The organism is Brachybacterium kimchii (assembly GCF_023373525.1).
In the GTDB taxonomy this organism is placed as follows: domain Bacteria; phylum Actinomycetota; class Actinomycetes; order Actinomycetales; family Dermabacteraceae; genus Brachybacterium; species Brachybacterium kimchii.
Genome location: NZ_CP097218.1, coordinates 3,332,281 through 3,357,308 on the forward strand (window position 1 = coordinate 3,332,281; position 25,028 = coordinate 3,357,308).

The following is a 25,028-nucleotide window of genomic DNA, read 5'->3' on the forward strand; positions in this document are numbered from 1 at the left end:
ATCCCGCCACCGACCATCCGAGAGGACTCTCATGAGCATCCGCAGCATCGACGTCGACGTCACCAGCCCGGGACGCAACTTCGTCACGGCGATCGTCACCACGGACGACGGCGTGACGGGCCTGGGCGACGGCACCCTCAACGGCCGCGAGCTCGCTGTCGCCTCCTACCTGCGCGATCACGTCGCGCCCACCCTCATCGGGCGCGACGAGACGCAGATCGAGTCGACCTGGCAGTACCTCTACCGCAGCCCCTACTGGCGGCGCGGACCGGTGACGATGGCCGCGGTCGCCGCGATCGACATGGCCCTGTGGGACATCGCCGCCAAGCGCGCGGGCGTGCCCCTGTACCGCCTGCTGGGCGGGGCGAGCCGCACCGGGCTCATGACCTACGCCCATGCCTCGGGCACCGACCTCGAGCACCTGGACGACGCGATCCGCGGGTACGTCGAGCAGGGCTTCCGGGCCGTGCGCATCCAGACCGGCGTGCCGGGCCTGGGCCAGATCTACGGGGTGCACGACTCCGCGCCCGGCGGCGCCTACGAGTACGAGCCCGCCGGTCGTCTCGCGGCCGACGCCCCGCGCCGCCCCGAGGAGGAGACCTGGGACACCGCCGCCTATCTGCGGCATCTGCCCACGGTCTTCGAGCACGTGCGCAGCGAGTTCGGCCCCGAGCTGCACCTCCTGCACGACGGCCACCACCGCATGCGGCCGATCGAGGCCGCCCGCCTGGCGAGCGACCTCGAGCCGTACCGTCCGTTCTGGCTCGAGGACTGCACCCCCGGGGAGGACCAGAGCGCGCTGCGCCTGGTGCGCGAGCACTCCACGACGCCGCTCGCGATCGGCGAGGTCTTCAACTCCGTCTTCGACTACCAGACCCTCATCACCGAGCGGCTCATCGACTTTGTGCGCTCCTCCGCGACGCACGCGGGCGGCGTGACCGGCCTGCGCCAGCTGATGACCTTCGCGGGGATCTACGGCATCCGCTCCGGATTCCACGGGCCGACGGACGTCTCCCCGGTGGGCATGGCCGCGCACCTGCACCTGGGGCTGGCGATCCACAACTTCGGCATCCAGGAGTTTATGCCGCACTCCGCGCGCACCCTCGAGGTGTTCCGCACCTCCTATACGTTCGCCGACGGCATGCTCCACCCGGGGGAGACCCCCGGCCTGGGCGTCGAGTTGGACCGCGAGGCCGCCGCCGCCCACCCCTACGAGCCGGCCTACCTGCCCGTGAACCGCCTGCGCGACGGCACCGTGCACGACTGGTGAGCGACGTCCGCCCGATCGCCGGACCCGCCGAGCCCCTGACCCTCCGACCCGAGGAGCACCCCATGACCGACCCCCGCACCTCCGCTGCCACGACCGACGCGGGCCTCCCGCCCGCCCCCGTCGACCGCCTCCCGCCCGCCCCCGTCGACCGCCTCCCGCTGCCTGAGCGCTCCCTCGCCTCACGGCTGGTCGTCGTCATGCGCGGACGCGAGGCATCCCAGTACCCGCAGGTCATCGACACTCTCGCGGAGGCCGGGGTGCGCAGCTTCGAGCTGACCCTCACCACCCCCGGCACGCTCGATGCCCTCCCCGGCCTCGTCGAGCGCTTCGGGGCCGAGGCCGACCTGGGCGTCGGCACCATCACCACACCCGAGGAGGCGCGCCGCGCGGCCGACGGCGGCGCCGCCTACCTCGTCACCCCGGTCACCGACCCCGCGGTCATCGAGGCCTCGATCGGCGCGGGCACGCCCATCGTCCCCGGCGGCCTCACGCCCACGGAGCTGTTCACCTCCTGGCGGGCCGGCGCGAGCGCCGTCAAGGTGTTCCCGGCGGGCACCGTCGGCCCCGGATACGTCAAGGACCTGCACGGTCCCTTCCCCGACCTGCGCGTGATCCCCTCCGGCGGGGTCGACCGCGCGGCTGCCCGGGCATGGCTCGAGGCGGGGGCCGACGCGGTCTCCGTGGGCGGTCCGCTGCTCGGCGACGCCTTCCGCGGCGGAGACCTCGGCGCGCTCGCCGACCGCGCCCGCGAGTTCGTCGCGGTCTGCACGGAGGCGGGCAGGTGACCGTCGGGCCCACGCAGGATCCACGCGCGGGAGGGAGCGCGCGCGTCGTCACCGTCGGCGAGACGATGGCGCTGCTGCACAGCGAGGGCATCGGCTCCCTCGCGCACGCGCGCACCATGACGATCGGCATCGGCGGCGCCGAGAGCAACCTCGCGATCGGCCTGCGCCGCCTCGGCGTCCCGGTCGCCTGGGTGAGCCGCGTCGGGGCCGACGAGCTGGGCACCCGGGTGCTGCGCGAGCTGCGCGCCGAGCAGGTCGAGGTGCGGGCGGTCGTCGATCCGGACCGGCCGACGGGCCTCATGCTCAAGTCCCACCCCAGCGGCGGCGCGACCACGGTGCGCTACTACCGCAGCGGCTCGGCGGCCTCCGCCCTCGATGCCGCGGCACTCGCGGGCGACGACGGGAATGGCCTGCCCGACGACCTGCTCGCGGGCGCCGAGATCCTCCACCTCACGGGCATCACCCCGCTGCTCTCGGACTCGGCCCGGGAGGCCGTGTTGGACCTCGTCGAGCGCGCCCGGGCGGTGGGGACGCTGATCAGCTTCGACGTGAACCTGCGCTCCGCGCTCGCGCCCCGCGAGGTCGCCGCCCCGCTGCTCGCGCGCCTCGCCGCCGCCGCGGACATCGTCTTCGGAGGCACCGACGAGCTCGCACTGGTCGCCGATGCCCTGGCGGCGGAGGCGCAGGCCGCCGGCGCGAGCGCAGATGCGCGAGGCGACGCGGCGCGAGGTGGGGATGCAGGGCTCGGGCACGACACGGAGCGCGGGGGAGACGATTCCCTGGTGCGCGTCCTGCACGCCCACGGGATCCCCGAGGTGGTCGAGAAGCGCGGTGCCGAGGGCGCGCGTGCGCTCGCCGCTGGTGGGGCGAAGGGCGCAGACGCGAACACGCTCCCCGACGCGGAGCTGGCCGAGGTCCCCGGCCTCAGCGTCGACGTCGTCGACACCGTCGGCGCGGGCGACGCGTTCGTCGCCGGCTACCTCAGCGCCCGCCTCGAAGGCCTGGACCTCACCGCTCGCCTGGCGCGCGGCAACGAATGCGGAGCGCTCATCTGCACGACCCCCGGGGACTGGGAGGGCGCCGCCCACCGCGAGGACCTGGGCCGCCTCGCCGCCGGGACGGCGGACCCCGTCGCGCGCTGAGCCCTGGCCCTGCCGGACCCGGGGGCCGCGTGTGCCCTCGCGGCGCGGATCTCGGCCACAATGACGACATGACCTCCTCGATCGCGACCCTGGACTCCGTGCTCGCGCTGCTGAGGAGGGACCCGACCGGGGAGGCCGACCTCGAGCGTCTCGCGCACGAGGCGCACGCCCTGCCGGTCGGCGACCTCGTCTATCTCGTGCGCACGAGCGACGCCGAGCAGTCCGCCCTGCTCTTCCGCGTGCTCGACAAGGGGCAGGCCCTGCGCGTCTTCGAGGAGCTCGCGCCCCATCAGCAGGCCGAGCTCATCTCCGCCCTGCGCGACCCCCAGGTCGCGCAGATCATCGAGCACCTCGATCCGGACGACCGCGCCTCCCTCTTCGACGAGCTGCCGGCCTCGGTCGCCGAACGGCTCCTGCATGGGCTCGACGCCGACGAGCGCGCGATGACGACGACCGTCCTGGGGTACCCGCGCGATGCCATCGGTCGCTATATGTCGCCCGAGGTCATCGCGCTGCATCCCGAGCAGAGCGTCGAACAGGCCCTCGCGCACGTGCGCGCCCACATCGACGAGCCGGAGACGATCTACCTGCTGCCGGTCGTGGACGGTTCGAGGAAGGTCCTCGGCGTCGTCGGCCTGCGCCGCCTCCTCGCCGAGGACGGGACGACCCGCGTCGACGACCTCGCGCACACCGCGGTCCTCGCCCGCGCGAGCGAGGAGCGCGAGCAGGTCGCGCGGCGCTTCCTCGCGGAGAAGCTGCTGGCCATGCCCATCGTCGACGGCGAGGGCCGGCTCGTCGGCATCCTCACCATCGACGACGCCATGGCGATCATCGAAGAGGAGGACGCCGAGGACTCCGCACGCCACGGCGGCGCGGAGCCCCTCTCGCGGGCGTACCTCGCGACGCCGATCCTGCAGATCGTGCGCAGCCGCATCGTCTGGCTCGTGGTCCTCGCCGTCTCGGCGATCCTCACCGTGCAGGTGCTCGAGTTCTTCGAGGCCAGCCTCGACGAGGTCGTGGTGCTCGCCCTGTTCATCCCGCTGCTCACGGGCACCGGCGGCAACACCGGGAACCAGGCCGCGACCACCGTGACCCGCGCGCTCGCCGTGGGGGAGGTGCGCGTGCGCGACCTGCCGCGGGTGGTGTGGCGCGAGCTGCGGATCGGCGCGACCCTCGGGTCCGTGCTCGGCACGCTGGGGCTGGTGATCGCCGGGATCTTCTACGGGCTGCCGGTCGGCATCGTGATGGGCCTGACGCTGCTGGCGATCTGCATGATGGCCGCGGTCGTCGGCGGACTGATGCCGCTGATCGCCAAGCGCATCGGCGCCGACCCGGCGGTGTTCTCCAACCCCTTCATCTCGACCTTCTGCGACGCCACCGGCCTGGTCATCTACTTCTCCATCGCGACGGCGGTGCTGTGGCTCTGACAGGGCGGGACGGGTCGGCCGACGGGCGGATCAGTGCGCGAGCCCGCGGGCATGACGAAGCGCCCGCACCCCGGGTGGGGATGCGGGCGCTTCCGTGCGCGCGGAGCGCGTCAGGACGTCAGGCGGTCTGCTCGCCGGACTGCTCCGACGGGGACGACGGGCCCGACCCGTCGCTCTCCGCCCCAGTGCCGTCCGCACCGCTCGCAGCGGCCGGGACGTCGCCCGCGAGGATCCGGTAGATCGAGCGCTTGGCCTCGGTGAGGACCTCGGCGACCTGGCTCATGTTCTGGGCCTCGCCCGAACGGGTGGCCTCGCGGACGGCGCCCGTGAGGTCCCGCAGCGAGCTGCGAAGATCGAGCGCGCCCTGCGCGAAGGAGTCGTCCTCACCCGCGAAGGGGTCGGACCAGGAGGCCTGGTGCTCCTCGACATGGGCCTTGCCGGAGTCGGTGAGGGTGGCGAGCTTGCGGCCGCCCTCCTTCGACATCTCGACGAAGCCCTCGTCCTCGAGCTGGGAGAGCGTCGGGTAGATCGCCCCCGGGCTGACGGACCACGTCCCGCCCGTGCGCTCGTCGATGGTCTGCATGAGCTGGTAGCCGTGCATCGGCTCCTCGCTCAGCAGCAGCAGGACGGCGGTGCGCACGTCACCGCGGGGCCGACGTCCGCGTCCGCGGCCACGACCGCGGCCTCCGCGGGGGCCGAAGCCTCGGCCCTGGCCGTCGGCGTCCTCGAAGCCGGGGCCCCCGGGACCCCGTCCGCCGAACCCGGGGGCACCCGGGCCGCCGAAGCCGCGTCCGCCGGGACCGGCCGGACCGCCCGGTCCGCCGAAGCCGCGTCCGCCGCGTCCTCCGAAGCCGTGTCCGCCGAATCCGGGAACGCGGCCCTCGAACTCGGGGCCGTCGACGCCGTGTCCGTCGAAGCCGCGCCCGTCGAACTCGCGGCCGTCGAACTCGTGTCCGTCGGCGCCTGGATGGGCGTGACCTCGACCGTGCTGTTCGAAGCCGTGGTGCTCAGCGTGTCCGGGACGCTCCGGACGCTCCGGACGCTCGGGACGCTCGGGGTGCTCCGGGTGTCCGGGATGGCCCGGGTGATCGCCCGGACCACGGCCCGCGCGGGGACCGCCGCGCTGCTCGCGAGGGCCGAAGCCCATGTCGTCGGGGTACATGGCCCCTCCTTCCTCGGCGCGCCGGCGCTGGCCGCCGCGTCGCATGAGTGCCCGGCGCAGAGCGCGCGGGTCGAGTTCCTGATGCTGGTCGTGATGATCGTGATGGCGTCGCATGAGTGATCTCCTTACGGTCGTTCATGTCGTGACAGCATCACGATATATCGCTAACGCGAACGAGCGCAAGAGTGAGCTGCGCGACGCCGGGAACCGGCCCGCATCGCGCGAGCGCGTGGTGCGCCCGGCTGCCTGCTCGGGTCATCCCGTGAGAAGTACGAAACCGTTGCCATCAGCGCTGATGGCAACGGTTTCGTACTTCTCACGGGACTTTGCCCGCTGCTCGGTGCTGGGAACCCGCCGGCTCCCTGGTCCCAGCAGTGTGGAGGACCGGTGCTGTGGATAACTCCCGGTGCGCGGCGCGCCCGCGGGCATCCTGATCGCCATGCCCCCGCGCCGGTCGCCCCTGCCACAGTGCCTCGCCACCGTGTTCACGGTGGCCGAGGCCCGCGCTGTCGGCGTCAGCGCGCAGCGACTCAGGGCCCCGGACGTGCGTCGGCTATCCCGCGGCGTCTACGCGCGAACGGGCATGGATGCCACGATCCTCGATCTCGCCCGTGCGTTCTGCAGCGACGCGTCCGATGTGGTCGTCTGCGGTCCGACCGCGGCAGAGCTGCTCGAGATGCCCCTCCCGTTCCACCACCTGGCTCGCGAGACGGGGCTGCTCGACCTCGCTGCGAGGACGCGGCGCCGGGACGCACCGTACGTGCGATGGCATCAGCTCGGCGCGCTCGATGCGCATGACGTGCTGGAGACGGGAGGCGTCCGACTGACGCCGCGAGTCCGCACGTGGGGAGATCTCTCGACGCTCCTCGATCGCGACGAGCTGACCTCCGTGGCCGACCACCTCGTCCGCCATCCCAGGTTCCGTTTCGAAGGGCGCAACCGCCCCTACGCGACCCTCGACGAGCTTCGGGGATCCGTTGCGAGCCGTCCGGGGCGACGCGGCAACGAGGCGCTGCGGGCGGCGCTGGACCAGGCGCGCGTGGGGAGCGACTCGCCTGCCGAGACCCTGCTGCGTCTGCACCTGGTGCGCGCAGGTCTTCCTGAGCCGCAGCTCAACATCGCGATCGTCCAGGGCGGGGTGGGCCTGGGGGAGCCCGACCTCTCCTGGCCCGAGTTCCGTGTGTGTGCCGAGCACGAGGGGCCAACACATCTGACCCGTGAACAGCAGGAGCGCGACATCGCCCGGACCGAGGCGCGTCTCCGTCATGGATGGATCGAAGTGCGCACTGTCGCCGCGGACCTCCGCCGTGCTGGCAACCGGGCGGTCAGCAGAGTGTCCGATGCCCTGCTCCGACACGGCTGGAGAGGCTGACGCCACCCGGCGGCTCGCTGCTGCGCACCTTCGATTCCATCCGCGCTGCATGCAGGTAGCGGGGCCTCCTGAGTGTCCCGGCGTACCGAGAAGACTCGTGAGAAGTGCGAAACGGTTGCCAAGATCGATCTTGGCAACCGTTTCGCACTTCTCACGGCCGATGGGGCCGATGGAGCGGGCGGAGGCTCACACCTCGTCGCCGGCGGTGATGGCCTCGGCCTCCTGCTCGCTGGTCAGGTGGTGCTGCTGGCCGACCTGGGAGAGGTGGCGTCGGCCGATGACGAGCATCAGCATGCTCAGCGCCACGGTGATCGCGCCCAGCACGTACGGGGCGGCGGCGCCGACGGCCTCGGAGAGCGGGCCGGCGACGGCCGGGGCGATCGCGCCGCCCAGGAAGCGCACGCCCGAGTAGGCGGAGCTGGCCACGCCGCGCGGCAGATCGGTGGCCTCCATGACGGTCTCGGTGAGTGCCGTGTTCATGACGCCCAGCAGCAGGCCGCCCACGATGATCAGCACGATGATGCCGATCATGGAGCCGTGCGCGAGGGCGAGGCCCAGCATCAGCACGGCCAGCAGACCCTCGATCGTCAGCAGCGTGGGGATCAGGCCCAGCTTGCGGGTGAGGATCGGGGCGACGAACACCGAGGTGATCGCGAGGCACACGCCCCAGCCGAAGAAGACGCCGCCGATCTGCATGGCGCCGAACTCCTTGCCCTGGGCCGCGGCGGCGGCCTCGAGCGGGAACGGGGAGTAGGCGAGCATCACGAAGAACGTGAAGTTGTAGAAGATCGCGACGAGCGCGAGGGTGCGCAGGGCCGGGTTGCCCAGCGCCCGCAGGGAGGCGAGCGGGGAGACGTGGACCGGCTTGGCCTCCTTCTTCAGCAGGGCGGTGATGGCGATGAAGCCGATGGCCATGAGCACCGCGGTGCCGAAGAACGGGGCGCGCCAGGAGACGCTGCCCAGCAGGCCGCCCAGCAGCGGGCCGAGCGCCATGCCGATGCCCAGCGCGGTCTCGTAGAGGATGATCGCGCCGCCGGACGGGCCCGCGGTGGCGCCCACGATCGCCGCGAGCGCGGTGGAGATGAACAGGGCGTTGCCCAGTCCCCAGCCGGCGCGCAGGCCGATGATCTCGCTGACCGAGCCGGACGCGCCGGCGAGCGCCGCGAAGACGACCACGAGCGCGAGGCCGATCAGCAGGGTGGTGCGCACGCCCACCTTCGAGCTGAACCAGCTCGTGAAGAACATGGCGATCGCGGTGATGAACAGGTAGCTGGTGAACAGCAGCATCGCCTGCGTGGGGGAGGCGTCCAGCTGGGAGCTGATCGCCGGGAGGATCGGGTCCACCAGGCCGATGCCCATGAAGGACACGGTCGCGGCGAAGGCGATCGCCCACACGGCCTTGGGCTGGTGGAAGGCGTCGCGCAGGGTCGGCGCGGCGTTCGACGCAGGGGCGGGCGCTGAGCCCGCGGTGTGCGGATTCGTGGCGGAAGGGGCTGTCATGCGATCGGTGACCTTCTCATGATCGGTGGGGCGGGTTCGGGGGAGCGGGGCGCGGGCGGCTCCGCCGGGTCGGGGTGCGGGCGGCGCCACCGGGTGAGGGTACGGCGACGCCGACGAGTCAGGTCGCGGGAGGTGCGGGGTCGGGCGCGGGAGGCGCGGAGTCGTGGGTCTCCACGATCCGCGCCAGGATCTCGGCGGCCTGTGCGAGGGTGCGGCGGTCGTCGTCCCCGAGCTCGTCGAGGATGGGGCCGACGCCGTGATTCATGCGGCTGCGCCAGTCGGCGAGCTTCTCGCGGCCGGCAGGGGTGATGTCGACGAGGACGGAGCGCGAATCGGCGGGATCGGGGGTCCGGAAGACCAGGCCCTCCTCCTCGAGCCGCTTGGCCACGGTCGTCGCCGTGGGGCGGGTGACCCTCTCGCGCTCGGCGATCTCGCTGAGCCGCAGCGGCCCCCGCTGCTCGATCGTGCTCACGACCCGCCAGGAGACGGAGGAGACGCCGACGTCCGCGCGGCGGGCTGCGAGCCGCACGAAGCGGCTGCAGGCGAGCGTCAGGTCCTGGGGGAAGTCATCGGTGGGCACGTCGCCCCAATGTAGTTAGGAATGCGAACTACTGCAACATGCTGTGGCGCACGGGACGGTCGGCGGTGGTCCGGGGCGGCTGGGCGGATGCCCCGCTCAGTCGCCCGTCGGCCGGGTCTCCGCGTCCGCGTCGCGAGCCGAGGCGGCATCGTGGTTCCAGTCCGGATGCCAGCTGCCGGGCCCCGTGTACGGGTGGTCGCCGACCTCGGCCTGCATCTGCGCGAGCTGCGCGGCGAGATCCTCCCGGATCGCGGCGTAGGCGGGATCGCCGGCCACGTTGTGGAGCTCGCCGGGGTCGGTGCGCAGGTCGTAGAGCTCGTGCTCGCGCTCGAAGATGCGGTCCGAGGCGCCGGGCGCACCGAGGCCCGCTCCGTAGTAGTCGATGTAGGCGAACTCCTCGGTGCGGATCCCGTAATGCGCCGGGGCGTGGTGCTCGGGGTCGTCGTGCTCCCAGTAGCGGTAGTAGACGGCGCGCGGCCAGCCCTCGATCTCCTCGCCGCGCAGCAGCGGGCGGAAGCTGCGCCCCTGCTGGTCGGGCATCGCCTGCTCGGGATCGATCCCGGCGACGTCGAGCAGGGTGGCGGCCACGTCGACGTTGCGGAGCATCGAGGTCACGCGCGACCCTGCCGGGACCTCGGCGGGCCACCGCACGAGCATGGGCATCTGTAGCGACTCGTCGTACATCAGCCGCTTGTCGAACAGGCCGTGGTCGCCCAGGAAGAAGCCCTGGTCCGAGGTGTAGACGACCAGGGTGTCCTCGGCGATGCCGAGCTGTTCGAGGTGGTCGAGCACGCGGCCCACGCTGTCGTCGACCGCCTGGACGGTCTGCAGATAGTCGCGCAGGTAGCGCTGGTAGTTCCAGCGGGCGCGGTCCTCGCGTCGGTCCTCGGCGCGCAGCTCGGCGGGCATGTCCTCCTTGACGTCGGTGCGGGTGAGGTCGTCGGCGATCGACATGCGCGCGCCCTGCACCGCCTTCGAGCGGGTCGAGAGGTCCTCGAGGAGGGTCTCGGGCTCGGGGATGCTGCCCACGGGGTAGCGCTCGGCGTGCCGGGGGTGCGGGATCCACGGCCGGTGCGGCGCCTTGTGGTGGAGCATCAGGCAGAAGGGGGCCGACGGGCGCTGCGCCCGTTCCTCGTCGATCCACTCGAGGGCCATGTCCGTGAGCAGGTCGGTCACGTACCCCTCGTACTGCTCCTCGCCGTCCGGCGTGAGGAACCGCGGATCCCAGTACTCGCCCTGGCCGGGGAGGATCCGCCAGGAGTCGAATCCGCGCGGCAGGGCCGACGGCGAATGGCCCAGGTGCCACTTCCCGAACAGCGCTGTCGCGTAGCCGGCGCTCTGCAGCGCCTCCGAGACCGTGGGCACGCGATGGTCGAACTCGGTGTAGAGCGTCGCGGCGCCGTTGATGTGGCTGTAGGTACCGGTGAGGATCGAGGCGCGCGACGGCGTGCAGATCGAGTTCGTGCAGTACATGGCGTCGAGCCGAGCGCCCTCCTCCGCGAGACGGTCCATGTGCGGGGTGGAGTTCACGCGGCTGCCGTAGGCGGAGATCGCGTGCGCCGCGTGATCGTCGGACATGACGAAGACGATGTTCGGGCGGGTGGAGGAGGGGAGAGCGCTGGGCGACATGGGGCTCCTTCGTCGTGACGACTGTGCGCGAGCGTATGGCTCCAGCATTGCAGGTCCGGCAGTCCGCCATCCTGCCGCTCCAGAATCTCGACACGAGGCAGTCGTCCGATCTCTCCGGCGGCTCCGCGCTGAATACCGTCCGGAGGACGTGCCCGATCATTGCTGCCCGGCTACCACTTCACGGTGGCGTCGCACCCGCCGTGCGCGTTCGGCATTGACCGGTATCCCGCGGTCGGGCATGCTTGCATGACCCGGAAAGATCCTATGAACTGTGCGGTCGAGGGGTCTACGAGACCGATGGATCAGGGGATCGAGCTCCCGCTCCCACCACAGGAAGAAGGTCGGCATGCTCGCCGTCGTGCACGAGGATCCGCGCTGGGCAGCCCTGCCCACCCGCCACCCCGACTGGTTCCGCGACGCCCCGCTGGGCATCTTCATCCACTGGGGCGCCTACGCCGTCCCGGCCTGGGCGGAGCCCATCGGGGAGCTCGGCACCTTCGACAACGACCACGAGTGGTTCTCCCACAACCCCTACGCCGAGTGGTACTTCAACACGATCCGGCTCGACGGCTCGCCCGCCCAGCGGCATCAGCAGGAGGTCTTCGGCGGCGCCCCCTACGACGACTTCCTCGACGCCTGGGACGCGAGCGACTTCGACGCGACCGCCTGGGTCGACCTGTTCCGCCGGGCGGGCGCCGACTACGTCGTGCCGACCACCAAGCACCACGACGGCATCACCCTCTGGGACGCTCCCGAGACGGGGGACCGCAACACGGTGGCCCGCGGACCGCACCGCGACATCGTCGGCGAGCTCGCCGCGGCGACGACGAGCGCCGGGCTGCGCTTCGGCGTCTACTACTCCGGGGGCCTCGACTGGCACGTGCGGCCGACGGACCCGATCGGCCTCGAGGGGGCGGCCGAGCGCATGCCCCGCCCGCTCGACGACGAGTACGGCCGGTACTGCTCCGCCCACGTGCGAGACCTCATCGACCGCTACGCGCCCGACGTCTTCTGGAACGACATCGGCTGGCCCGACGAGAACCACCACTTCGGGCCCGGCGGCCTCGGTGAGCTGCTCGAGCACTTCTACGCGCAGCGCCCGGAGGGCCTGATCAACGACCGCTTCTCCGATGCCCACCACGACTTCGTGACCACCGAGTACCAGGCCGGGGAGATCCCCGAGGGCGAGGCGTGGGAGAACTGCCGCGGCATCGGCCTGTCCTTCGGGTACAACCAGGTCGAGGGCCCCGAGCAGTACCTCAGCGTCGCGCAGGCGATCCGACACGTCGTCGACGCCGTCTCCCAGGGCGGGCGCGTGCTGCTGAACGTCGGCCCGAAGGCCGACGGCACCCTGCCCGCACCCCAGGTCGCCGTCCTCGAGGGCCTCGGGGAGTTCATGGCCGAGCACAAGGCGCACCTCGCGGGCTCCACCGGCCTCGGCGCGCTCGAGATCCCCGGCGTGACCTGGGCGCGCGCCGTGGAGAAGGACGGCACCGTGCACGTCTTCCTCAGCGGGCCGGCGGGAGAGGTCGACGTCCCCATCGGCGCGCTGCCCGACGCGGCCTGGCCCGAGGGCGGCGTGCGCGTGCGCCTCGAGGGCGAGGACGCGCCGCCCGTCTCGATCAGCGCACCCGCCGCCTGACACGGGCCGGGCGGCCGTCGACCCCGGGACTCGTCGGCCGCCCGGCCCGTCGGCCGCCCGGCCCATCGGCCGCTCGGCCCCGCGGCCGCCCGCCCCACGCATCCACCCCACGAATCGACCGAACCGAGGACAACCACCGGTGAGCACCTTCCTCTCCTTCGACGTCCGCGACGTCCGCTTCCCCACCAGCCGCGACCTCGACGGCTCGGACGCGATGAACCCCGACCCCGACTACTCGGCCGCGTACCTCACGATCCGCACCGACACCGAGGACCCCGCCGATGCCGGGACGAGCCTCGTGTTCACCATCGGCCGCGGCAACGACGTGCAGAGCGCGGCGATCCGCGCACTCGAGCCGCACGTGATCGGGCGGGACGTCGAGGAGGTGCTCGCCGACCTCGGCGGGATGCAGAAGGAGCTCGACGGCGACTCTCAGCTGAGGTGGCTCGGGCCGGAGACGGGCGTGATGGCGATGGCGATCGGCGCCGTGGTCAACGCGCTGTGGGACCTGCGCGCGCGTCGCGAGGGACGGCCGCTCTGGCTGACCCTCGCGATGCTCGACCCCGAGGAGATCCTCGACCTCGTCGACTTCCGCTATCTCACCGACGCCCTCACCCGCGAGGAGGCCCGGGAGATCCTGCAGCGCGGGGCCGAGGGCCGCGAGGAGCGGATCGCCGCGGTGCGCGCGCACGGCGTCCCCGCCTACACGACGACCCCGGGCTGGCTCGGGTACAGCGACGAGAAGCTGCGCCGCCTGCTGCGCGAGGCGCGGGACGAGGGCTTCGAGATGGTGAAGCTCAAGGTCGGGGCCGATGTCGAGGACGACGTGCGCCGCTTCGCCCTCGCCCGCGCCGAGATGGGGGAGGGCTTCCCGATCGCGGCGGACGCGAACCAGCGCTGGGACGTCGCCGAGGCGATCGAGTGGCTGGGCCGCCTCGCCCCCTACGACCCCTACTGGATCGAGGAGCCGACGTTCCCCGGGGACGTCCTCGCCCACGCCGCGATCCGCCGCGGCGTGGCCCCGCTCAAGGTCGCGACCGGCGAGCAGGGCGCGAACCGGATCGTGTTCAAGCAGCTGCTGCAGGCCGGCGCGATCGACGTCCTCCAGCTCGACGCGACCCGTGTCGCAGGGGTCGGCGAGAACGTCGCGAACCTGCTGCTCGCCGCGAAGTTCGGCGTGCCCGTCTGCCCCCATGCGGGCGGTGTGGGCCTGTGCGAGATGGTGCAGCACCTCGCGTTCTTCGACGCCGTGGCGATCGGGGGCGAGGACCCCCGGCGCCGCATCGAGTTCGTCGACCACCTGCACGAGCACTTCGAGGTGCCCGTGCGCGTCGAGCGCGGCGCCTACCGGGCCCCCGAGGAGCCCGGCGGCGGAGCGCGCATGCTCGAGGCATCCGTCCGGGACCACGAGTTCCCCGGCGGCATCGTGTGGTCGGGAGAGCCCGCATGAGCGCGGCCGGCCTGCGCCTCCCGCTGCCGCGCCTCGGATTCGGCGCCGCCCAGCTCGGCAACCTCTACCGGGTCACCACCGACGAGGAGGCCGACGGCGCGGTCGCCGCCGCTTGGGAGCAGGGGATCCGGTGCTTCGACACCGCCCCGCACTACGGGATCGGCACCAGCGAGCGCCGCCTCGGCGAGAGGCTCCGCGGCCTCCCGCGCCGGGAGTACCTGGTCTCCACGAAGGTGGGCCGCCTGCTCGACCCCGGCCCCGGCACGGGCGACGACCACGCGAACGCCTTCTGGGTCCCCGACGACCACGTGCGCCGCTGGGACTTCTCCGAAGTCGGAGTGCGCGCCTCCCACCAGGCATCCCTCGAGCGCCTGGGCCTGGACCGCGTGGACATCCTGTACGCGCACGACCCCGAGGAGGGGCCGACGGAGCAGGCCTTCGCCGAGGGCCTGCCCGCGCTGGCCCGCATGCGCGAGGAGGGCCTCGTGGGCGCGGTCGGCGTCGGCTCGAAGGACGCCGCCGTGTGCACTCGGGCCGTGCGCACCGGCCTCGTCGACCTCGTCATGCTCTCGGGCCGGTACACGCTGCTCGAGCAGGACGCCGCCCGCGAGCTGCTCGACGCATGCCTGGAGCACGACGTGCAGGTGGTCGCCGTGAGCGTCTTCAACTCCGGCCTGCTCTCCCGGCCCGTCGTCCCCGACGGCGCCACCTACGAGTACGCCGCCGCGCCGGCCGAGATCCTCGCGCACGCCCGCGCGCTGGCCGCGCTCGCCGAGGACCACGGCGTCACCCTGCCCGATCTGGCCGTCCAGTACCCGCTGCGCCACCCGGCGATCGCCTCGGTGGTGCTGGGCATGCGGACCGCGGGGCAGGTGGTCTCGAACGTCGAGCGGATGGGGCAGCACGTGCCGGAGGCGGCGTGGGAGGCGGTCGCCGCGCTCGAGGCGGAGTGGGCGGAGCGGACCGCCGGGGCGCGCGATGCGTGATCCCGCCGGCCCCGCGGTCACCGATGCCCACCTGCACCTCTGGGACCTGCAGCGGAGCCCCTACGCGTGGCTCGCTGGGGCGCCCGAGGCGCTGCGGCGCACGGGCGAGTGGTCGATGGTGCACGACGGGCTGGCCGCGCTCGGCGTCACCCGCGTGATCCTGGTCCAGGCCGACGACACCCCCGAGGACACCGCCCACCTGCAGCGCACCGCCCGCGCGATCGAGGCGGAGGGCACGGACATCACGGCCCGGAGTCCGGCCATCACGGCCGATGTCGTCGGCTGGCTCCCGCTCGAGGACCCCGCCGCGGTCGCGGACGCGCTCGTCGACCCCGCCGTCACCGACCACCTGGTCGGCGTCCGGCACCTCGTCCACGACGAGCCGGATCCGGGTTTCCTCGAGCGCCCCGCCGTCGGCCGCTCGCTCGAGCTCCTGGCCGACGCCGACCTCCCGCTCGACGTGCCCGATGCCTTCCCCCGCCACATGGAGCAGGCGGCCCGCCTCGCCGAGGCGCACCCCGAGCTCACCCTGGTGCTCGACCACCTCGGCAAACCGCCGCTCGGCGACGACGAGCAGATGGGGGACTGGAGGGCGGCGCTCGAGCGGATCGCCGCCGCGCCGCGCACCGCCGCGAAGCTGTCCGGCCTCGCGACCAGCGGGAATGGTGCGTTCGCGCCGGCCGTCGCCGCGGCGCTCGAGCTGTTCGGGCCCGCGCGGCTGATGGTCGGCTCCGACTGGCCGATCGCCCCGTCGTCCTTCACCCTCGACGGCTTCTCCCCGCTGCTCGCGCACGTGCGCGAGCAACTCGCAAGAGACGACTGGGCGCTTCGTGAGGTGCTGCAGGGGACCGCGGAGCGGGTCTACACGCGGGCCAGGGTGACCGGAGAGGCCGGGGCGACCGGGTAGGCGGTCACGCCCCCGTCGCCGGGTCCGTCCCCTCGGCCGCCGCGTCCTCGGGCATCCCCTGCCGGATCAGCCAGGACTCGACGCCCGCGACGTGGGAGGTCGCATAGGCGCGGGCGAGGTCGGCCCGACCTGCGCGCAGCGCCTCGAGGATCCGCGAGTGCTCGGCGAGCGTCCGCTCGACGGCCTCGGAGTCCGTGAGCCCGCGCCACACGCGCGCCCGCGAGGTCGAGCTCGCGAGCGAATCGAGCAGCGTGCTCAGGTACGCGTTCGGGCAGCGGTGGTTGATGAGCCGGTGGAAGGCGATGTCGGAGGCCACCAGCGCCTCGATGCCCGAGTCCGCGTTCAGCTGGGCGAGCATCTCGTCGAGCCGGGCGAAGTCCTCATCGGTCAGGTGCGGGGCGGCCTGCTCGACCGCGATGGGCTCCATCAGACGCCGCAGCTCGAGGATCTCGAGGTGCGAGGAGTCCTGGTGCAGGTCCAGCACGAAGGAGAGGGACTCCAGCAGCTGCTCGGGCTCGAGCGCGGTGACGTACGTGCCGTCGCCCTGGCGGACGTCCAGCACGCGGATCACCGAGAGCGCCTTCACGGCCTCGCGCAGGGAGTTGCGGGAGACGCCGATCGTCTCGGCGAGCTCCTTCTCGGTGGGCAGGCGGTCGCCGGGCCTGAGCTGCCCGTCGACCACCATCTGCTTGATGGCGGAGATCGCCTTGTCGCTGACTGCCGAGGCCATCTCAGTCCACCGGCCGCGTGCGCAGGCCGCTCATGCCGCCGTCGACCGCGAGCGAGGTGCCCGTGGTCGAGGAGTTCAGCGGGCTCGCGAGGAAGACCACGGACTCGGCGACCTCCTGCGGGGTGACCATGCGGCCCGTCGGCTGGCGGGCGTCGAGCGCCGCCCGCTCGGCCACGGGATCGGGGAAGTTCTGGACCATGCGATCCACGAACTCGGTCGCGACCGTCCCCGGGTTCACGCAGTTCACGCGGACGCCCTCGCGCACGTGGTCGGTGGCCATCGCGAAGGTCATCGCCTGCACGGCGCCCTTGGTCGCCGAGTAGAGCACCCGCTCCTGAAGCCCCGCGGTCGCCGCGATCGAGGACATGTTGACGACGGCCGCATGCGCGGAGCGGCGCAGGTGGGGGAGCGCGGCGGCGGTCACCCGCGCCATTGCGGTGACGTTCACGCTGAGCACGCGCGCCCACTCCTCGTCGTCGTTCGCGGTCACGTCGCCCACGGCGCTCACCCCCGCGTTGTTCACGACCACGTCGAGCCCGCCCAGGGACTCGGCGGCGGCGTCGACCGCGGTGCCCGTCGCCGCCCTGTCGCCGAGGTCGACCACGTGGACGGTCGCGCCCTCGGGCGCGCCCGTCGGCGAGAGGTCGAGGACGGCGACGTGCGCGCCGAGCTCCAGGAAGCGCGCCGACGTCGCCCGGCCGATGCCGGAGCAGCCACCGGTGACCAGGATCCTCAGGCCCTCATAGGGGTTCGTGGGACTCATCGGCCGGTCTCCTTCTCGGTGGTGGCGGACGCCGCGCCGGACGCCGGGGCAGGCGCGGTGGGGGCGGGGGCGTCGCGGAAGGTCTGGCGCTGGCTGCCCAGGCCCTCGATGGCGAGCTCGACGACGTCGCCGTCGCGCAGGTACGGCTGGCCGGGCAGGCCCATGGCGACGCCCGCCGGCGTGCCGGTGTTCACGAGGTCGCCGGGGTAGAGGGTCATGAAGCGCGAGAGGTAGGCGAGGACCTCGCCGACGCCGAAGATCTGGTCGGCCGTGGTGCCGTCCTGGCGGACCTGGCCGTTCACCGAGAGGGTGAGGGAGAGGTCCTGGACGTCGGCGATCTCGTCGGCCGTGACGAGGTAGGGGCCCATCGGGTTGAAGGTCTCGCAGTTCTTGCCCTTGTCCCAGGTGCCGCCGCGCTCGATCTGGAACTCGCGCTCGGAGACGTCGTTGCTGATCGTGTACCCGGCGATGGCGGCGAGCGCCTCCTCGGGCGAGGACGCGCAGCGCAGCGTGCTGCCGATGACGACGCCCAGCTCGACCTCCCAATCGGTCTTCACGGAGTCGCGCGGGATCAGCACGTCGTCATAGGGGCCGACGACGGTGTCCGGGGCCTTCATGAAGACGATCGGCTCCGGGGGGATCTCCGCATTCGTCTCGGCGGCGTGATCGCGGTAGTTCAGCCCGATGCAGAGGATCTTCCCCGGCGCGAGCGGGGCGCCGCAGCGTGCTTCCTCCACCCGGTTCTGGGGCGTCGGGGCGTCGACGGGGGTATCGAGTGCGGGCAGCGAGCCGTCGGCGATCGCGCGGGCGGCGCGGGCGATGCCACCGTTCTCGAGGAAGTCTCGCGTCACGGCATGCGCGTCGCCGGTCAGAGGAGAGAGGTCATAGGTCGTGCCGCCAGCTTCGACGGCGAGACTCTCGGCGCCTGCGGAGCCATGGGCGAAGAACTTCACGGAGCTGTCTCCTTCGATGGTCTGGACTACGCTCGCAGGCTACCTCAGACATCCGATGTTTGCTCGAGGAATCGCCTGCCAGGGACGGAGACGGGGGAGAGTGCGCGGCGCGCGGCCGCCTCGCGGGCGTGTGGCCTCACTCCCCGCGGAGCGCCCTCTCGGCGTCGTCCCGTGCGCGGCGCAGGCGCTCGACGGCGTGCCGTCGGGCGCTCTCGTCCATGCGGGTGGTGGGTGTGGCGACGCTGATAGAGGCGACGGGGTCCTCCCCGCCGAGGCGGACCGCGACGCCGAGTGCGGTGACGCCGGCCTCCGACTCCTCGGTGTTCAGTCCGTATCCCCGGTCGCGCACCGCCGCGATCTCGGCGGAGAGCTCGCGCAGCGTCGAGATCCGTCGCGAGGGCCAGGGGCGCAGTCCGCCCGAGTGCAGGGCCTCGATCGTGGGGTCGGGGAGCGCGGCGAGCATCGCCTTCCCGCCCGAGGTGCAGTAGGCGGGGATCCGGGTGCCCGTGCGCAGTCCCACCCGCAGCGCCTGCCGGCCCTCGATCCCGTCGACGAACTGGGCGTCGGCACCGACCAGGATCTGCAGGTGGACGGTCTCGCCGACCTCGTCGTGCACGTCCTGGAGGAGGGGGTGCAGGCGAGCGGTGATCGCGGGGACCGAACGGGTGGCGGCGCCGGCGGCGAGCAGCGCCGGGCCGGTCCGGTAGAGCCGCTTCTCGCCCTGGGCGGCGAAGCCGCGGCCGGCCAGGGTCGTCAGCAGCCGGTGAGCCGTCGACGGCGCGACCTCGAGGAAGTGCGCGGCCTCGGTGACCGACAGCTGCGACCTCTCCGTCAGCAGCGTCAGCAGCCGCAGTGCGCGGTCCACGGCCTCGATCCGATACGGGTCCGCTCTCTGAAGATTCTGCTCCACAGAAAGAGCGTACGACATGTTTGCGCATAGAGGAACGGTCTGCCTACGGTCATACCCGTCGTGGCACCCGTCACAGCTCCGAAGAGGGGGCGGCGGGGCCGGGCGTCCGCCCTTGCGGGAGAGCGCTCATCGGACCGCTGAGCAGGGAAGCGCAGCGGGATTCGCCACGGCCATTCGAGGAGGAGATCCATGACCACGACGCACACCGCGCCCCAGGTGCTCATCGTCGGCGGCGGCATCGGCGGCATCGGCGCCGCACTGATGCTGGGCCGCCGCGGCATCCGCGTCCATCTGCTGGAGCGCGAGCCGGCCTTCGCCGAGGGAGGCTTCGGCCTCCAGCTCGGCCCGAACATCACCCGCATGCTCCGCGACGAGGGCGTGCTCGAGGACATCGCCCCGAACGCCGTGTTCCCCCGCCGCCTGGTGTTCCGCAACGCCGTCTCCGGGGAGGAGCTCAACCATCTGGACTGCGAGGACATGGAGCGCCGCTACGGCTCGCGCTACCTCGTCATGCACCGCGGCGACCTGCTGGAGGGTCTGGTGCGGGCGGCGCTCGCCACGGGGAACGTGACCCTCGAGAACGATCGCAAGGTCGTCCGGGTCGAGGACCGCGCGGACGGCGTGGCCGCGATCACCGAGGACGGCAGCCGCTACGAGGCCCAGATCGTGCTGGGGGCCGATGGCATGCACTCGCGCATGCGTCGCCTCTTCGTGGACGACGCCCTGCAGCCCACCGGTTTCGTCGCCTACCGCGGGACCATCCCGATCGACGCGGTCGACCCCGACCTCGACCTCGAATCCGTCACCGTGTGGATGGGGCCCGGCCTGCACCTCGTGCAGTACCCCCTGCGCGATGCGAAGGAGTTCAACCAGGTCGCCGTGTTCGAATCGCCCGCCCATGCGCGCGGCGAGCTCGACTGGGGGAAGCCCGAGGAGCTGCTCGAGCGCTTCAGCTCGGAGACCGGTCTGCACCCCTCCGTGGTGCGCGCGCCCCGTGAGCTCGGGATGGCGCGCGGCTGGCCGATGGTCGACCGCGATCCGCTGGACACCTACGTCCAGGGCCGGGTCGCCCTGCTCGGCGACGCCGCCCACGCCACCCTGCAGTACCTCGCCCAGGGCGCCGGGCAGTCCCTCCTGGACGGGGCGAGCCTCGCCGCGCACCTCGCGCCGCTCGCCGACTCGGAGACCTGGACGCCCGCACAGGTCCAGGCCGCCCTCGGCGCCTACGACGAGGAGCGCGTGGCCGCCGCCTCCCGGGTCCAGACCGCCTCCCGCGCCTGGGGCGAGATGTGGCACGTGCGCTCGGCCGGCGCCGTCATGGTCCGCGACCACGCCTGGCGCTCCCACGACCGGTTCGACTACGACATCGTCGACTGGCTCTACGGGCCGGTCCGGACGGAGGGGATCGTCGCCGCTGCCGACGGGAGCGCGACGTCGCCCGGCTCCGCCGCAGCCCCGTCGGCCGAGGCGACTCCCGTCGTCCGCCCCCGCGACCTCCACCCGACACCCGTGACCACGAGGAAGTGAGCACCATGAGCACCACCGCCCCCGAGAGCGCCTCCGCGTTCGACGACGAGGAGCTCGAGCACGAGCCCGAGAACGACATGGAGCCCGACGACAGTCCCGAGCTGCGCGAGCTCTACGAAGGATTCGAGCGGGAGCACCTGCTCCCGCTGTGGACCCAGCGCGACGACCTCATGCCCTTCAGCCCGAAGCCGCAAGCGGTCCCGCACGTGTGGAAGTGGGACCGGCTGTACCCGCTCGCCCGCCGCTCCGGGGACCTCGTGCCCGTGGGACGGGGAGGGGAGCGCCGCGCCATCGGCCTGGCCAACCCCGGACTCGGCGGCAACGCCTACATCTCCCCGACGCTCTGGGCTGCGATCCAGTACCTGGGGCCGAAGGAGACCGCGCCCGAGCACCGCCATTCGCAGAACGCCTTCCGCTTCGTCGTCGAGGGCGAGGGCGTGTGGACCGTCGTCAACGGCGACCCCGTGCGGATGAGCCGCGGCGACTTCCTGCTCACGCCCGGCTGGCACTTCCACGGCCACCACAACGAGACCGACCGGCCCATGGCATGGATCGACGGTCTGGACATCCCGTTCTCCCAGCAGATGGACGTCGGCTTCTTCGAGTTCGGCTCCGAGCGCGTGACCGACTACGCGACTCCCGACTTCTCGCGCTCCGAGCGCCTGTGGTGCCATCCGGGGCTGCGGCCGCTGAGCGCTCTGCAGGACACCGTGAGCTCGCCGATCGGCGCCTACCGCTGGGAGCACACCGATCGGGCGCTCACCGACCAGCTGCTGCTCGAGGACGAGGGCCAGCCCGCGACCGTCGAGCAGGGCCACGCCGCCATCCGCTTCATGAACCCGACCACCGGCGGCGACGTCATGTCCACGATCCGGGCCGAGTTCCACCGCCTGCGCCCCGGCGTGCGCACCGCGACCCTGCGCGAAGTCGGGTCGAGCGTCTTCCAGGTGTTCGAGGGCGCGGGCGCCGTCGTCCTCGACGGCGAGCGCACCGTGCTCGAGAAGGGCGACCTGTTCGTCGTCCCGTCCTGGGTCCCCTGGTCCCTCGAGGCCGAGTCGCAGTTCGACCTCTTCCGCTTCTCGGACGCCCCGATCATGGAGCGTCTGAACTTCCACCGCACCCATATCGAAGGGAACGCACGATGAAGCTCACCACCATCCGCACCGCCGGCACCGCGTCCGGCACCACGGCCGCCCTCGTCGACGGAGAGGAGGTCATCGAGCTCGACCGGACCGAGGACGTCGGGGCGCTGCTGCGCCGCGGAGGCGTCGCCGACGCGGAGTCCCTGGCCACGGGCGCTCGCCACCGTCTGGACGAGGTCGAGCTCGCTCCCGTGGTGACACGGCCCGGGAAGATCATCTGCGTGGGCCTGAACTACCGGGCCCATATCCTCGAGATGAAGCGGGACCTGCCCGAGGCCCCCACCCTCTTCGCCAAGTACGACGAGTGCCTGCTCGGAGCCCGGGACGACATCGTGCTGCCGCCCGAGTCCGACAGGATCGACTGGGAGGGCGAGCTCGCCGTCGTCATCGGCAGCAGCGTGCGGCGCGCCCGCGGCGAGGAGGCCCGCGCGGCCATCGCGGGCTACTCGATCTGCAACGACGTGTCGATGCGCGACTGGCAGTTCCGCACCCGTGAGTGGCTGCAGGGCAAGATCTGGGCGGACTCGACCCCCCTGGGGCCCGTGCTCGCCACGCCCGACGAGATCCCGGCGGATGCCCGGCTCGTCACCCTCGTCGACGGCGAGGAGATGCAGCGCGGAGACATCCACGACCTCGTCTTCGGGCCCGTCGACCTCGTCGAGTACATCTCGACCGTGATCCCGCTGAACCCAGGCGATGTCATCATCTCGGGCACCCCCGGCGGCGTGGGCAACGCCCGCGACCCGCAGGTGTTCCTGCGCCCCGGCCAGGAGGTCACCGTGCGGATCGACGGGATCGGCGAGCTGCGCAACCGCACCGTCGCCGAGGAGGTGCCCGAGGCGACGGCGAGCGCAGAGGCCCCGGCGAGCGCGGAGGGCGCCGGAGCGGCGACGTCATGAGCACCACCGAGGAGGAGGCGCGCGCCGCCCTGCGCGAGAGGCTGGGATCGGGAGCGCGCTACGACTCCTCCGACGCCCCGTCCCGCGAGCTCGCCTGGGCGCGCAGCGGCACCGCGTACTTCGCGCGGGTGCTGAACCGCCTCACCGATGACGAGCTGTACGAGCCGAGCCTCATGGAGGGCTGGACCAGGGCGCACGTGGTGGCCCACGTGGGCTACAACGCCCGCGCCCTCACCCGCCTCGTGGAGTGGGCGCGCACGGGGGTCGAGACCCCCATGTACCGGTCCACCGCGCAGCGGGGCCGGGAGATCGAGCGCGGCTCGACCCTCCCCGCCCGTGCACTGCGCAACCTGTTCGCCCATGCCGAGGTGCACCTGAACGTCGAATGGCGCGACCTCGAGGAGGGCCAGTGGGAGCACGAGGTCGTCACCGCCCAGGGCCGCACGGTCGCCGTCCGCGAGACCGCGTGGATGCGCACCCGCGAGGTGTGGGTCCACGCCGTCGACCTCGATGCCTCGGGGTCCTTCCTCGACGTCCCGGCCGACGTCATCGACGAGATCATCGCCGATGTCCAGCGGATGTGGACCCGCCGTGACGAGACGCCCGACCTGGTGCTGCGGCCCACCGACAGGGCCGAGCCCCTCACGCTCGGCCAGGGCGGGACCGAGGTCACCGGGGCCGCGGCCGACCTCGCACGCTGGCTCGCCGGGCGCGGTGCCCGGCGCCTCGCGGTCGACGGCGCCGCTGTCGACGACGAAGACCCGGACCTGCTGCCCGTCCTGCCCCGCTGGTTCTGACCCGCTGGTCCTGACCTGCTGGTCCTGACCCGACCCCTGCCGCGCGCACCGAGGCGCGCGGCGGGGACGGCCCCATATCCCACGGCGATGCCGCCCTGTCCCATGGGCCGTCGCCGTGCCGGCGCCGTGCGCGCCGCCCCATCTCCCCGTGCCTCGTGCACCCTGCCCCGGAAGGGCATGTCATGAAGAGATTCCTGCCGGTCATCGTCGCCTGGCTGTTCGTCCTGTTCGACGGCTACGACCTCATCGTCTACGGCACCGTCCAACCGCGCCTCATCGAGGAGTGGGGGATGAGCCCCGCCCTCGCCGGATCCGTCGGCTCCCTCGCGTTCCTCGGCATGATGATCGGCGCCGTGGTCGCCGGTCGCCTGTCCGACTCGATCGGGCGGAAGAAGGCCATCATCGGCTGCGGCATCGTGCTCTCGGTGTTCAGCTTCCTGTGTGCGCTCTCGCCCAGCTGGCAGGTCTTCGGACTCTTCCGGCTGTTCGCGGGTCTCGGCCTGGGCGGCCTGGTGCCCGCGGCGAACTCGCTGGCCGCCGAGTACGTGCCCCGCCGCTGGAGGGCCGCGGTGGCGACGCTGATGATGTCGGGCGTCCCCATCGGCGGCTCCGTCGCCTCACTGCTGGGCATCCCGATCCTCGCCCACGCGTCCTGGCGCTGGATGTTCGTGATCGCCCTCGTCGGGCTGGTGGTGCTGGTGCCGCTCGCCGTGGTCACGATCCCCCGGCACTCCGGCTCTGCTGAGACCGCCCCGGGCGTGAGCACCGGCTTCTCGGTCCTGCTGCGTCCGCCGTTCCTCGCGATCTCCCTGCTGTTCGCAGCGGCCACCCTGGTGACGCTGACCACCTGGTACGGCTTGGGGACGTGGTTGCCCACCCTGATGCTGAAGGCGGGCACCTTCGACCTCAGCCAGCCGCTGCTGTTCGCCCTCGCGCTCAACCTCGGCGCCGTGGCGGGATCCGTCATCACGGCCGTCCTCGGTGATCGCTTCGGTCCCGTACCGGTGGGTGCCTTCGCCGCGGCGCTCGGCGGGATCGGCCTCCTGCTCCTGCTCACCGAGCCCGGATCGGGCGCGATCTACGTGATCCTGGTGCTCGCCGGCATCGGCTCCCACGGCACGCAGTGCCTCGTCATCGCGGCGGTGACCAGCTACTACCCCGATCAGCTGCGGGGAACCGCGCTGGGGTGGGCGCTCGGCGTGGGGCGGATCGGTGCCGTGGCGGCGCCGCAGATCGGCGGTCTGCTGCTGGGGGCGTCGAACGGGGCCCCGGCGTCGAACTTCCTGTTCTTCGGCTCCTGCGCGATGGCGGCCGCGGTGCTGCTGGCGGTGATCTGGGGCGTGCACGGGGCGAAGGCCGCTCACGTCCAGGACGAGCTCGTGAAGGAGGCCGTCGCCAGGTGACCGATGCGGCGGGCGGCACGGGCGCGATGCCCTGCCGCCCGCCGCTCGTCAT

General features: G+C 72.6%; 23 protein-coding genes. 15 read left to right on the top strand and 8 right to left on the bottom strand.

Annotation, left to right across the window (positions count from 1 at the left end; genetic code table 11):
- Positions 1–31: 31 nt before the first annotated feature.
- The 4 genes from manD to mgtE all read left to right on the top strand — a co-directional run bounded on the left by manD (position 32) and on the right by mgtE (position 4,624).
- Entirely contained in the window at positions 32–1,270 is a 1,239-nt protein-coding gene (gene manD, locus M4486_RS15165) for a D-mannonate dehydratase ManD (RefSeq protein ID WP_249478119.1), read from the top strand.
- Between the two features lie 62 nt (positions 1,271–1,332).
- On the top strand, positions 1,333–2,055 hold the full coding sequence (locus M4486_RS15170) for a bifunctional 4-hydroxy-2-oxoglutarate aldolase/2-dehydro-3-deoxy-phosphogluconate aldolase (RefSeq protein ID WP_249478120.1): 723 nt from the start codon (positions 1,333–1,335) through the stop codon (positions 2,053–2,055).
- Complete coding sequence (locus M4486_RS15175) at positions 2,052–3,197, top strand: sugar kinase (RefSeq protein WP_249478121.1); 1,146 nt, start codon at positions 2,052–2,054, stop codon at positions 3,195–3,197. Before M4486_RS15170 ends, M4486_RS15175 begins: the two co-directional genes overlap by 4 nt.
- 68 nt (positions 3,198–3,265) lie before the next feature.
- The gene (mgtE, locus tag M4486_RS15180; protein WP_249478122.1) at positions 3,266–4,624 is read left to right on the top strand and encodes a magnesium transporter; all 1,359 of its coding nucleotides are present in this window, start codon (positions 3,266–3,268) and stop codon (positions 4,622–4,624) included.
- 118 nt (positions 4,625–4,742) lie between these two features.
- Here the strand turns inward: mgtE and M4486_RS15185 are convergent, their stop codons facing one another.
- The gene (locus M4486_RS15185; RefSeq protein ID WP_249478123.1) at positions 4,743–5,264 is read right to left on the bottom strand and encodes a PadR family transcriptional regulator; all 522 of its coding nucleotides are present in this window, start codon (positions 5,262–5,264) and stop codon (positions 4,743–4,745) included.
- A 213-nt stretch (positions 5,265–5,477) separates the two neighbouring features.
- On the opposite strand from M4486_RS15185, the gene M4486_RS15190 reads away from it, so the two are divergent.
- The gene (locus M4486_RS15190) at positions 5,478–5,906 is read left to right on the top strand and encodes a hypothetical protein (RefSeq protein WP_249478124.1); all 429 of its coding nucleotides are present in this window, start codon (positions 5,478–5,480) and stop codon (positions 5,904–5,906) included.
- A 463-nt stretch (positions 5,907–6,369) separates the two neighbouring features.
- Positions 6,370–7,158, top strand: coding sequence for a hypothetical protein (locus M4486_RS15195; RefSeq protein WP_249478125.1), 789 nt, complete (start codon positions 6,370–6,372; stop codon positions 7,156–7,158).
- Between the two features lie 186 nt (positions 7,159–7,344).
- Here M4486_RS15195 and M4486_RS15200 read toward each other — a convergent pair whose 3' ends face one another.
- The 3 genes from M4486_RS15200 to M4486_RS15210 all read right to left on the bottom strand — a co-directional run bounded on the left by M4486_RS15200 (position 7,345) and on the right by M4486_RS15210 (position 10,867).
- Positions 7,345–8,658, bottom strand: coding sequence for an MFS transporter (locus tag M4486_RS15200; protein ID WP_249478126.1), 1,314 nt, complete (start codon positions 8,656–8,658; stop codon positions 7,345–7,347).
- A 118-nt stretch (positions 8,659–8,776) separates the two neighbouring features.
- Positions 8,777–9,238: a MarR family winged helix-turn-helix transcriptional regulator gene (locus M4486_RS15205; protein ID WP_249478127.1), complete on the bottom strand. Its 462-nt coding sequence runs from the start codon at positions 9,236–9,238 to the stop codon at positions 8,777–8,779.
- A gap of 96 nt (positions 9,239–9,334) precedes the next feature.
- Positions 9,335–10,867 carry a sulfatase family protein gene (locus tag M4486_RS15210; protein WP_249478128.1) on the bottom strand — a complete coding sequence of 511 codons (1,533 nt, stop codon included), beginning with the start codon at positions 10,865–10,867 and terminating at the stop codon, positions 9,335–9,337.
- A gap of 346 nt (positions 10,868–11,213) precedes the next feature.
- On the opposite strand from M4486_RS15210, the gene M4486_RS15215 reads away from it, so the two are divergent.
- From M4486_RS15215 to M4486_RS15230, 4 genes are all read left to right on the top strand, one after another.
- Positions 11,214–12,509: an alpha-L-fucosidase gene (locus M4486_RS15215; protein ID WP_249478129.1), complete on the top strand. Its 1,296-nt coding sequence runs from the start codon at positions 11,214–11,216 to the stop codon at positions 12,507–12,509.
- 139 nt (positions 12,510–12,648) lie between these two features.
- Positions 12,649–13,959 carry an enolase C-terminal domain-like protein gene (locus M4486_RS15220; RefSeq protein WP_249478130.1) on the top strand — a complete coding sequence of 437 codons (1,311 nt, stop codon included), beginning with the start codon at positions 12,649–12,651 and terminating at the stop codon, positions 13,957–13,959.
- On the top strand, positions 13,956–14,945 hold the full coding sequence (locus M4486_RS15225; protein WP_249478131.1) for an aldo/keto reductase: 990 nt from the start codon (positions 13,956–13,958) through the stop codon (positions 14,943–14,945). Before M4486_RS15220 ends, M4486_RS15225 begins: the two co-directional genes overlap by 4 nt.
- Positions 14,938–15,852, top strand: a complete 915-nt coding sequence (locus tag M4486_RS15230) for an amidohydrolase family protein (RefSeq protein ID WP_249478132.1) — start codon at positions 14,938–14,940, stop codon at positions 15,850–15,852. Before M4486_RS15225 ends, M4486_RS15230 begins: the two co-directional genes overlap by 8 nt.
- A 4-nt stretch (positions 15,853–15,856) precedes the next feature.
- Here the strand turns inward: M4486_RS15230 and M4486_RS15235 are convergent, their stop codons facing one another.
- From M4486_RS15235 to M4486_RS15250, 4 genes are all read right to left on the bottom strand, one after another.
- Positions 15,857–16,582: a FadR/GntR family transcriptional regulator gene (locus tag M4486_RS15235; protein WP_249478133.1), complete on the bottom strand. Its 726-nt coding sequence runs from the start codon at positions 16,580–16,582 to the stop codon at positions 15,857–15,859.
- A 1-nt stretch (position 16,583) separates the two neighbouring features.
- On the bottom strand, positions 16,584–17,345 hold the full coding sequence (locus tag M4486_RS15240; RefSeq protein WP_249478134.1) for an SDR family NAD(P)-dependent oxidoreductase: 762 nt from the start codon (positions 17,343–17,345) through the stop codon (positions 16,584–16,586).
- Positions 17,342–18,298 carry a fumarylacetoacetate hydrolase family protein gene (locus M4486_RS15245; RefSeq protein ID WP_249478135.1) on the bottom strand — a complete coding sequence of 319 codons (957 nt, stop codon included), beginning with the start codon at positions 18,296–18,298 and terminating at the stop codon, positions 17,342–17,344. Before M4486_RS15245 ends, M4486_RS15240 begins: the two co-directional genes overlap by 4 nt.
- Positions 18,299–18,434: 136 nt before the next feature.
- Positions 18,435–19,208: an IclR family transcriptional regulator gene (locus M4486_RS15250; protein WP_249478136.1), complete on the bottom strand. Its 774-nt coding sequence runs from the start codon at positions 19,206–19,208 to the stop codon at positions 18,435–18,437.
- A gap of 189 nt (positions 19,209–19,397) precedes the next feature.
- Between M4486_RS15250 and M4486_RS15255 the strand changes: the two genes are divergently transcribed.
- From M4486_RS15255 to M4486_RS15275, 5 genes are all read left to right on the top strand, one after another.
- On the top strand, positions 19,398–20,735 hold the full coding sequence (locus M4486_RS15255; RefSeq protein ID WP_249478137.1) for an FAD-dependent monooxygenase: 1,338 nt from the start codon (positions 19,398–19,400) through the stop codon (positions 20,733–20,735).
- A gap of 77 nt (positions 20,736–20,812) precedes the next feature.
- On the top strand, positions 20,813–21,880 hold the full coding sequence (locus M4486_RS15260; RefSeq protein WP_249481156.1) for a cupin domain-containing protein: 1,068 nt from the start codon (positions 20,813–20,815) through the stop codon (positions 21,878–21,880).
- Entirely contained in the window at positions 21,877–22,776 is a 900-nt protein-coding gene (locus M4486_RS15265) for a fumarylacetoacetate hydrolase family protein (protein ID WP_249478138.1), read from the top strand. The genes M4486_RS15260 and M4486_RS15265 overlap by 4 nt, the downstream gene beginning before the upstream one ends.
- On the top strand, positions 22,773–23,573 hold the full coding sequence (locus tag M4486_RS15270; RefSeq protein WP_249478139.1) for a maleylpyruvate isomerase family mycothiol-dependent enzyme: 801 nt from the start codon (positions 22,773–22,775) through the stop codon (positions 23,571–23,573). Before M4486_RS15265 ends, M4486_RS15270 begins: the two co-directional genes overlap by 4 nt.
- 182 nt (positions 23,574–23,755) lie before the next feature.
- Positions 23,756–24,976 (top strand): MFS transporter, encoded by a 1,221-nt coding sequence (locus tag M4486_RS15275; protein ID WP_249478140.1) that lies wholly within the window; start codon positions 23,756–23,758, stop codon positions 24,974–24,976.
- Positions 24,977–25,028 lie beyond the last annotated feature (52 nt).

Bases quoted from the DNA above. Each gene is read 5' to 3' on its own strand.
- manD (WP_249478119.1), top strand. From the start codon at position 32: ATGAGCATCCGCAGCATCGACGTCGACGTCACCAGCCCGGGACGCAAC.
- M4486_RS15170 (WP_249478120.1), top strand. From the start codon at position 1,333: ATGACCGACCCCCGCACCTCCGCTGCCACGACCGACGCGGGCCTCCCG.
- mgtE (WP_249478122.1), top strand. From the start codon at position 3,266: ATGACCTCCTCGATCGCGACCCTGGACTCCGTGCTCGCGCTGCTGAGG.
- M4486_RS15195 (WP_249478125.1), top strand. From the start codon at position 6,370: ATGGATGCCACGATCCTCGATCTCGCCCGTGCGTTCTGCAGCGACGCG.
- M4486_RS15200 (WP_249478126.1), bottom strand. From the start codon at position 8,658: ATGACAGCCCCTTCCGCCACGAATCCGCACACCGCGGGCTCAGCGCCC.
- M4486_RS15210 (WP_249478128.1), bottom strand. From the start codon at position 10,867: ATGTCGCCCAGCGCTCTCCCCTCCTCCACCCGCCCGAACATCGTCTTC.
- M4486_RS15215 (WP_249478129.1), top strand. From the start codon at position 11,214: ATGCTCGCCGTCGTGCACGAGGATCCGCGCTGGGCAGCCCTGCCCACC.
- M4486_RS15225 (WP_249478131.1), top strand. From the start codon at position 13,956: ATGAGCGCGGCCGGCCTGCGCCTCCCGCTGCCGCGCCTCGGATTCGGC.
- M4486_RS15230 (WP_249478132.1), top strand. From the start codon at position 14,938: ATGCGTGATCCCGCCGGCCCCGCGGTCACCGATGCCCACCTGCACCTC.
- M4486_RS15235 (WP_249478133.1), bottom strand. From the start codon at position 16,582: ATGGCCTCGGCAGTCAGCGACAAGGCGATCTCCGCCATCAAGCAGATG.
- M4486_RS15240 (WP_249478134.1), bottom strand. From the start codon at position 17,345: ATGAGTCCCACGAACCCCTATGAGGGCCTGAGGATCCTGGTCACCGGT.
- M4486_RS15255 (WP_249478137.1), top strand. From the start codon at position 19,398: ATGACCACGACGCACACCGCGCCCCAGGTGCTCATCGTCGGCGGCGGC.
- M4486_RS15260 (WP_249481156.1), top strand. From the start codon at position 20,813: ATGGAGCCCGACGACAGTCCCGAGCTGCGCGAGCTCTACGAAGGATTC.
- M4486_RS15265 (WP_249478138.1), top strand. From the start codon at position 21,877: ATGAAGCTCACCACCATCCGCACCGCCGGCACCGCGTCCGGCACCACG.
- M4486_RS15270 (WP_249478139.1), top strand. From the start codon at position 22,773: ATGAGCACCACCGAGGAGGAGGCGCGCGCCGCCCTGCGCGAGAGGCTG.
- M4486_RS15275 (WP_249478140.1), top strand. From the start codon at position 23,756: ATGAAGAGATTCCTGCCGGTCATCGTCGCCTGGCTGTTCGTCCTGTTC.